Genomic DNA, 7,980 nt, shown 5'->3' with positions numbered 1-7,980 from the left:
GAGAGGTGCAGATCGACGCCGTCCGCGGTGTGCACGGTCAACGAAGCCCCCGGACAGCCGTTGCCTCGTCCGGCTGCTGCGTTTAAGTGAGTGCCGCCTGTGTTGACGGAAAGGTCGGCATCGGCGTCCGGGGCGGGCCGCTGTGCGGCAGTCAAGCGGTGCGGAGACGGCGCCGCCGTTGCTGGACGCGAAATAAGGGCGGGAGTGTGGCCGGGGGCGGCGGACTCCGAAGCCGTGGAGGCCGTTACTGGTGGCGCCGGCGTGCCCTGAGCCGTATCGGGGTGCGGCGGCCCCGCCGTATCGGGGTGCGCCACGCCCGGCTGAGGGGCACCCGTCGGCAGCCGCGCTGCCGTCAGAGCGACTGATGCGCGCTGGTCCTTCGGCTGTGCGGCGTCCGTGGAGGTGGCCACGACAGCTGTTCCCGCCGCTGTGCCGAGCGCTGCACACGTGAGTGCTGCCGCAGTCAGCTTCTGCCGTCTGCTCCGGCTGTTGCTCCGGTTGTCTTCCTGCCCGCTGTTCCGTCGTCCCACATGGTGAGGATGGAAGGGATCGTGTCCCGGGCAGAAGCGTTCCGGCCGGTAGTCACACGATGGGTTGAAGTGCTCGGGTGTCGGGTCACCCCGGCGCCCGAACTGGCGTATGGCAGACGTCTGTCGAGTCGCCGCCCCATGCTAGCGCTCTCGCATACGCGTACCACTACCGCGGCGTAAGGATCGCGAAGCGCCCACGGGGGCCACGCGGGCCCGGTCGGCCGGTTTCCGGGCCCGCGAGTGGTCCGCCTACTGGGCCTTGACGAACTCCATGTAGTGCGCCCAGTCCCAGTACGCGCCCGGGTCGGTGTGATCGGTCCCCGGTACCTCGTTGTGGCCGATGATGTGTTGGCGGTCCACCGGAATGTTGTTGCGTCGGCAGATGTCGGCCGTCACTGCGGCCGAAGCCTTGTACATCTCTTCCGTGAACCACTGGTCCGGCTGGTCGATCCACCCTTCGTGCTCGATTCCGACACTGCGGGTGTTGTAGTCCCAGTTCCCCGCGTGCCATGCGACGTTCTTCTCCCGCACCATCTGGGCGACATGGCCGTCCGCGGAACGCACCACATAGTGCGCGGAAACCGCCTTGTCAGGGTTCTGGAAGATGGCCAGCGTGTCGTCGTAGTACTCCTGGGTGACGTGAATGATCACCAGCTCGATCGGGTACTGCGCCGGCCGGTTCGCGTTCGTGTAGTTGGAGGTGGATGCGGGGACCCACTCGGCTTTGGGGTAGTCGACGTCCAGCGGGCCTCTGGAGCGGGCCACCGCTGCTCCGCCCGAAATGAGTGAGGCGCCGGCAAGACCTGCGGCGAGGGTGAAGCCCGCCCCGCCGCGCAGCAGTGCGCGACGTGAGGGGAGGTGCGAGCGTGACTGTGCGGATGCGTGGTACTGGCGTGCTGAGTCCATCGTGTCTCCCAGTGGGGGGAAGAGGTGGAGGGAATGGGGGCACGTACAGCGCGAGTTGACGCGCGTTGATGATGGCAGCCGCCTGGAGGGCTGCCAAGAGCCGTCGGAGTGTGCCATTGGACCGACCAGTGGCCGCTCCAGCAGCAGACACCCACTGCTCAGTTACTTATCCCCTCTTTGGTGGCCTGGTACGACAGTGGATCGTCCAGTACCTCGCGCACAGCAGCATGGGCAGCGCCCAACAGCGGTCCGTCCGCGCCCAGCCCGGAGACGAGCAGTTCGGGCGGAGCGCCCGGTGCCGCCGTACGCTCCCTCAGTTCCCGCTCCAGCGACGGTTGCAGCCACTGGGCGAACCGGGCCAGGACGCCGCCCAGCACCAGGGCGCTGGGGTCGAGCAGGTTGACTGTCCCGGCAAGCGCCAGCCCCAGCGCTGTCCCGGCCTTCTCCAGCGCCCGCAGTGCCCGGCGATCCCCTGATGCCGCGCGCTCCCGAAGCGCGGCGAGGGCGGCGTCCCTGGGGCCGTCCGCGGTGATCCCCGCTGCGTCCAGCAGCGCCAGTTCGCCCGCGTACTGCTCAAGGCAGCCCCTGCCCCCACAGGCGCACCTGGGCCCGTCCGGCCGAACGGGCACATGCCCGATCTCACCCGCGAATCCTCGGTTGCCACGCAGCAGTTCGCCGTCGAGTACGACCGCGGCCCCGATGCCGACCTCCGCCGAGACGTGCACGAAGTCGCGGGGGACCCTGCTGGGGTCCAGCCACAGTTCGGCGAGCGCGCCCAGGTTGGCCTCGTTGTCGACGATGAGTGGCAGCGGCTTGTCGGTCGCACGTGCCCCGGTCCGGGGTACTGCCTCCGTTCCTGGCTCCGCGAGTGCGGGTGCGATCTCCGTGTCGTGCCAGCCCAGGTTGGGGGCGTGCACAACGCGCGACGTTCCCCGGGCGACCAGTCCGGGCACCGCGACCGCGAGGGCAGCCGGCCTCAGGCCCAAGTCGTGGGCCTGCACGGTCACCTCGTCCACCAGCCGCTGCAACCGGATGAGCACCGGACCCGGCGCGCTGTTCCTGCCCTCGGACTCGATCTCCCCGCGGGCGCGCACCTGGCCGCGCATATCGACTGCGCAGACAGCGAGATGGTCCACCCCGATCTCCGCGCCCAGCCCGCACGGTCCACGGTCGGTGAGCGCGAGCGCGGTGCCGGGACGGCCGGGCCCACCACCGGGCGGTGTAGGCCCCTGTTCGACGAGCAGGCCGCTGCGCAGCAGTTCGTCGACGAGCGTCGAGACCGCCGTACGGGTCAGCCCCAGTTGTGCCGCAACGGTCGCACGGGAGGAGGGTCCCTGCTCGGCCACCGCGTGCAGCACGCGTGACAGATTGCGCCTGCGTATCTCCCGCTGGGAGCTGGGCGCTTGGGCTGCCATGGGCAGGCTCCTTCTGAGGCGAACGAGGCTGTGGTGTGAGAAGAACTGCTGCGTCGAGGGTGTGCTGCGTTGCTGGAAGCTGCGCCGAAAGAACGCTGCGTTCAATGGAGGCTGCGTTGAAGAGCGCTGCGTCGAGAGAACTTTTGCGGCTACTACCCGTTCACGGCCGTCTCCCGAGCAGCGCCCCCGCGTCCTCGAGAGTGCCCGCGAGCCGGTTCAGTGTGGCGTCGTCGCGTTCGACCGGGTCGTACGAGGCACCCTCCGTGGTGCCCCAGCGGCGGGCGACCGACGCGGGGTCCTCTCCCAGCAGCAGACCCGCGGCCTGGGCCGCGGCTCCCAGCGCAACCAACTCCTGGGCCCTGGGAACCTGCACGGGCCACCCCGACAGCCGCCGCACTGTCTCACGCCAGGCCGTCCCCTTGGCGCCTCCGCCGATCAGCAGCAGCGGTGCGTCCTGTGCCGCACTGCTGGTGCCCCCGTTCTCGGCCAGGACGAGGTCGAGTGCGCGCAGCAGTGCGAAGACGGCGCCGTCGTAGGCAGCCTGGAGCACCTGGCCGCCGGTGGTGGCCTGCTGGAGTCCGGTCAGCAGTCCGGTGGCGTACGGAAGGTCAGGGGTGCGCTCGCCGTCGAGGAAGGGCAGTGCGGTGACGCGCCCGCCCGCCTCCACGTCCTCGCGGTCCCGGGAGAGCAGCGCGGCCACCCGGTCCACCGCCAGGGTGCAGTTGAGGGTGCAGGCCAGTGGCAGCCAGCCGGTGTGGGCGTCTGCGAAGCCCGCGACGGTCCCCGTGGGATCGGCAGGGCGGCGGTCGGCGGCCGCGTACACGGTGCCTGAGGTGCCGAGGCTGAGCACCGGCTGTCCCGGCAGCAGGCCCAGGCCCAGTGCCGCGGCCATGTTGTCCCCGGTGCCGGTGGCCACCAGTGTGCCTGCCGTGAGGAAGCCGTCCTCCGTCTCCCGGACCGTGCCCGCGGCCTCTCCGGTGCCCAGCACGGGCGGCAGCAGTGCCGGGTCCAGTTCGGCGAGGCGCAGGATCTCTTCGTCGTAGGACTCCGTCGCCGAGGACCACCATCCGGTTCCCGAGGCGTCGCCCCGGTCGGTGCCCGGCCGGCCCGTCAGGCGCTCGGTCAGGAAGTCGTGCGGCAGCCGCACGGCTGAGGTCGACCGTGCGGCCTCCGGTTCGTTCTCCCTCAGCCAGGCCCATTTGGTAACGGTGAAGGCCGGTGCGGGCACGCTGCCCACGCGTTCGGCCCACGTCTTGGGGCCGCCGAGTCCGGCCACCAGGCGGTCGCGCTGGGGGGCGGAGCGTACGTCGTTCCACAGCAGCGCCGGGCGCACCGGGCGACCTGCGGCGTCGAGGGTGACCAGGCCGTGCTGCTGGCCCGCGACAGAGACCGCCGCGGCCTCGCTCGCGGCCCGTCCACACTGTCCCACCGCGGTGCGGAGCGCCTGCCACCACTCCTCCGGGTCCGTCTCGCGGCGGTCGCCAGGGGAGACGGTGTGCGGGGCCTGACCCCGGGCGACCACCTGGCCGGTCGCGGCGTCCACCACGAGGGCCTTGGTGGACTGGGTCGAGCTGTCGACCCCGATGACGAACGGGCCTTCTGGTGCGGTCATGGACTGCCGCTCCCTTCCCTCGCTGCCGATGGTGTGCGCATACTAATTTGTAAACGGCCATGACGAATAGCCGCGCGTCGTGGTGCCTGTGCGTTCGCACAAGGGCCACGGTGCGCGGGAGGTGCGCGGGAGAGGAACGGCAGGATGAGCTACGAGCCCGTACCGGCGGACAAGTTCAGCTTCGGCCTGTGGACGGTGGGCTGGCAGGGCCGGGACCCGTTCGGAGACGCCACCAGGGCGCCGCTCGACCCGGTCGAGTCGGTGCACCGCCTCGCCGAACTCGGCGCCTACGGAGTCACCTTCCACGACGACGATCTCATCCCGTTCGGCGCCCCTGAAGGAGAACGGGACGCACATGTCAAGCGGTTCCGCCAGGCCCTCGACGCCACTGGCATGACGGTGCCCATGGCGACGACGAACCTTTTCACCCACCCTGTCTTCAAGGACGGCGCGTTCACGGCCAACGACCGCGACGTGCGGCGCTTCGCGCTGCGCAAGACGATGCGCAACATCGACCTGGCCGCCGAACTGGGCGCGCACACCTACGTCGCCTGGGGCGGCAGGGAAGGCGCCGAATCAGGCGCCGCCAAGGACATCCGGGCGGCACTCGACCGGATGAAGGAAGCCTTCGACCTGCTGGCCGAGTACGTCACCGAACAGGGCTACGGCCTGCGCTTCGCCCTGGAGCCGAAGCCCAACGAGCCGCGCGGCGACATCCTCCTGCCGACCGTGGGCCACGCCCTCGCCTTCATCGAACGCCTGGAACGTCCCGAGCTCTTCGGCGTCAACCCGGAGGTCGGACACGAGCAGATGGCCGGGCTCAACTACCCGCACGCCATCGCCCAGGCCATGTGGGCGGGCAAGCTCTTCCACCTGGACCTCAACGGCCAGTCCGGCATCAAGTACGACCAGGACCTGCGGTTCGGCGCGGGAGATCTGCGGGCCGCGTTCTGGCTGGTCGATCTGTTGGAGAGCGGGGGTTACGAGGGGCCGCGCCACTTCGACTTCAAGCCGCCGCGCACCGAGGACACGGCTGGTGTGTGGGCCTCTGCGGCGGGCTGTATGCGCAACTACCTCATCCTGCGCGAGCGCGCCGCCGCCTTCCGCGCCGACCCGGCCGTCCAGGAGGCACTGCGGGTTTCCCGGCTGGATGAGCTCACCCGGCCGACGCTGGAGCCGGATGAGACCCCCAGCGCGCTGCTGGCCGACCGCACGGCCTACGAGGACTTCGACGTCGAGGCGGCGGCCAAGCGTGGCATGGCCTTCGAACACCTCGACCAGCTGGCCATGGACCACCTCCTGGGAGTCTGAGCAGCGCCTTCCGCCCCGAACGGTGGCTTCAGCGCCCGCCCAGGGTCTCAGTGCCCGCCCAGACGGCTCGGCGTCGCCGCGGTGACCCGCTGTCACCACGGCGCCCCGGTGCCGGCGCGGTGACTCAGCGTCGTGCGGCCGCCTCCTCGGCACTCAGCTGAGCCGGCAGACCGAACGTCGCGAACAGGCCGTCCCCGAAGAACGCCCCCACATGTGCGACCTGCCCGTCGAGCAGCGTGAGCACCTGGAGGTGGAACGGCCGGTAGATGCCGTCCTCGCGCAGGTTGTAGAGACCGAAGGCGGGCTGCCCGTTGGCCGAGGTCGGCAGCATGAGGCCCTCGTCGCGTCCGATGGGGCACTGGGCGCCGATGAGCCGCACGATGCTCTCCCGGCCGCGGAACCACTGCGGGAAGGGAGGCATCTCCCAGACGGCGTCCTCCTTGAAGAGGTCCACGATAGCCGTCACGTCGGAGCGCTCGAACGCCGCTGCGTACCGGTCCAGCAGCTCCCGGGCTGCCGGGTCGGTGGGCTCGGTCAGTTCCTCCTCGACCGGCGCCGCCTGTTCCAGCTGCGCGCGGGCCCGCTGCAGGGCGCTGTTCACGCTCGCCGTCGTCGTGCCGAGCAGCTCGGCGACCTCGGCAGCCCGCCATTTGAGCACGTCCCGCAGCAGCAGGACGACGCGCTGCCGGGTCGGGAGGTGCTGGAGGGCGGCCACCAGCGCCAGCCGCATCGACGAGCGGTTCACCACCACCGATGCCGGGTCCGACGGCCCGGAGGAACCCGAGAACATCGCATCCGGGATCGGCTCCAGCCACGGCACCTCCGGGGACTCGGTCACCGGGCGCTCGGGGTCGTCGCTGGGCGCGCCGAGGCCCGAGGGCATGGGGCGGCGGCCACGCTGCTCGAGCGCTGTCAGACACGCGTTGGTGGCGATCCGGTAGAGCCAGGTCCGCAGCGAGGATCTGCCCTCGAAGCGATCGCCGGCCCGCCACGCGCGCAGATAGGTGTCCTGCACCAGATCCTCGGCGTCGTGCACCGAGCCCAGCATCCGATAGCAGTGCGCCAGCAACTCGTTGCGGTACGGCTTCGCCTGCTCCAGGAGCTCGTCGGCGCTACCGAGGGGCTGCTCTACAGGAGTGTCCGCCGTGCGGGGGCTGTCTGCCATGGTTCTTGCCTTTCGTAATGCTCCGGTCACCCAACGGCACCGGCGAAACACTCGTCGTCGGTGAGAGTGAATGTAGAGCACGGGTCTGACAGCCTGCTCCTCCAGCATGGCGGACGGAGCCGTCCCGCGCGGCGGTGACTACCGGGGCTGTTGTTTGGGCACCTCCTGATGGCCCCGTTTCTCCTGGTGGCCCCCTTCCGGCTGGGGCCCTGGCGGAGGCTCTCCCTCCAGCACCTCGGCGGCCGCCGGATCGAGCACCCGGGAGAGGAAGGCGCGGGTGCGTGCGTGCTGCGGATCGCCCACCACCTGGTCCGGAGAGCCCTCCTCGACGACGATCCCGTCGTCCATGAAGATCACCCGGTCCGCGACCTCCCGGGCGAAGCTCATCTCATGGGTGACGACCAGCATCGTCATCCCGTCGTCGGCCAGCCCCCGCATCACGGCCAGCACATCCCCGACCAGCTCCGGGTCCAGCGCTGAGGTCGGTTCGTCGAACAGCATCAGATCGGGGCCCATGGACAGGGCCCGGGCGATGGCCACCCGCTGCTGCTGGCCGCCGGAGAGCTGGGCGGGGTAGCTGGCCTCCTTTTCCGTCAGCCCCACCCGGCGCAGATTGCGCCGGGCCACCTCCTCGGCCTCCGTTTTGCCGCGCCCCAGCACCCGCCGCTGCGCGATGGTCAGATTGCCCAGCGCCGTCAGATGAGGGAAGAGATTGAACGCCTGGAAGACCATGCCGATACGGCGCCGGACCCGGTCGATGTCCACCTCCGGATCGGTGACCTCGGAACCGGCGACACGCACCGTGCCGGACGTCGGTTCCTCCAGCAGGTTCACACAGCGCAGCAGTGTCGATTTTCCCGAGCCGGACGGGCCGATGACACAGACCACTTCTCCGCGCCGCACGGTGATGTCGATGCCGCGGAGCACCTCCAGCTCGCCGAACGACTTCCGCAACCCCCTGACCTCGATGGCCGCCGCCCGATCGCCGGACGTTCCGTTCGTCTTGTTCGTTCCCTTCATGGCGGATGTGTTGTTCGTGTC

6 protein-coding genes are annotated in these 7,980 nt (G+C 70.3%); 1 reads left to right on the top strand and 5 read right to left on the bottom strand.

Annotation, left to right across the window (positions count from 1 at the left end; translation table 11 throughout):
• Positions 1-779: 779 nt before the first annotated feature.
• From ITI46_RS09045 to xylB, 3 genes are all read right to left on the bottom strand, one after another.
• Positions 780-1,436 (bottom strand): N-acetylmuramoyl-L-alanine amidase, encoded by a 657-nt coding sequence (locus ITI46_RS09045; protein WP_209238918.1) that lies wholly within the window; start codon positions 1,434-1,436, stop codon positions 780-782.
• A 158-nt stretch (positions 1,437-1,594) separates the two neighbouring features.
• A complete protein-coding gene (locus ITI46_RS09040) occupies positions 1,595-2,851 on the bottom strand; it encodes an ROK family transcriptional regulator (protein WP_209238917.1) in 1,257 nt (418 codons plus the stop codon).
• Between the two features lie 160 nt (positions 2,852-3,011).
• Positions 3,012-4,463 (bottom strand): xylulokinase, encoded by a 1,452-nt coding sequence (gene xylB, locus ITI46_RS09035; RefSeq protein ID WP_209238916.1) that lies wholly within the window; start codon positions 4,461-4,463, stop codon positions 3,012-3,014.
• A gap of 144 nt (positions 4,464-4,607) precedes the next feature.
• On the opposite strand from xylB, the gene xylA reads away from it, so the two are divergent.
• Entirely contained in the window at positions 4,608-5,774 is a 1,167-nt protein-coding gene (gene xylA, locus ITI46_RS09030; protein ID WP_209238915.1) for a xylose isomerase, read from the top strand.
• A 124-nt stretch (positions 5,775-5,898) separates the two neighbouring features.
• On the opposite strand, the gene ITI46_RS09025 is transcribed toward xylA, so the two are convergent.
• Positions 5,899-6,939 carry a sigma-70 family RNA polymerase sigma factor gene (locus ITI46_RS09025; protein ID WP_209238914.1) on the bottom strand — a complete coding sequence of 347 codons (1,041 nt, stop codon included), beginning with the start codon at positions 6,937-6,939 and terminating at the stop codon, positions 5,899-5,901.
• A 138-nt stretch (positions 6,940-7,077) separates the two neighbouring features.
• Positions 7,078-7,959, bottom strand: coding sequence for an amino acid ABC transporter ATP-binding protein (locus ITI46_RS09020; protein ID WP_247745704.1), 882 nt, complete (start codon positions 7,957-7,959; stop codon positions 7,078-7,080).
• Between the last annotated feature and the right edge of the window lie 21 nt (positions 7,960-7,980).

The organism is Streptomyces oryzae, assembly GCF_017676365.1.
GTDB lineage: Bacteria > Actinomycetota > Actinomycetes > Streptomycetales > Streptomycetaceae > Streptomyces > Streptomyces oryzae.
Note: the sequence above shows the minus strand (reverse complement) of the source record. Positions and strands in the feature narration are given on the sequence as shown.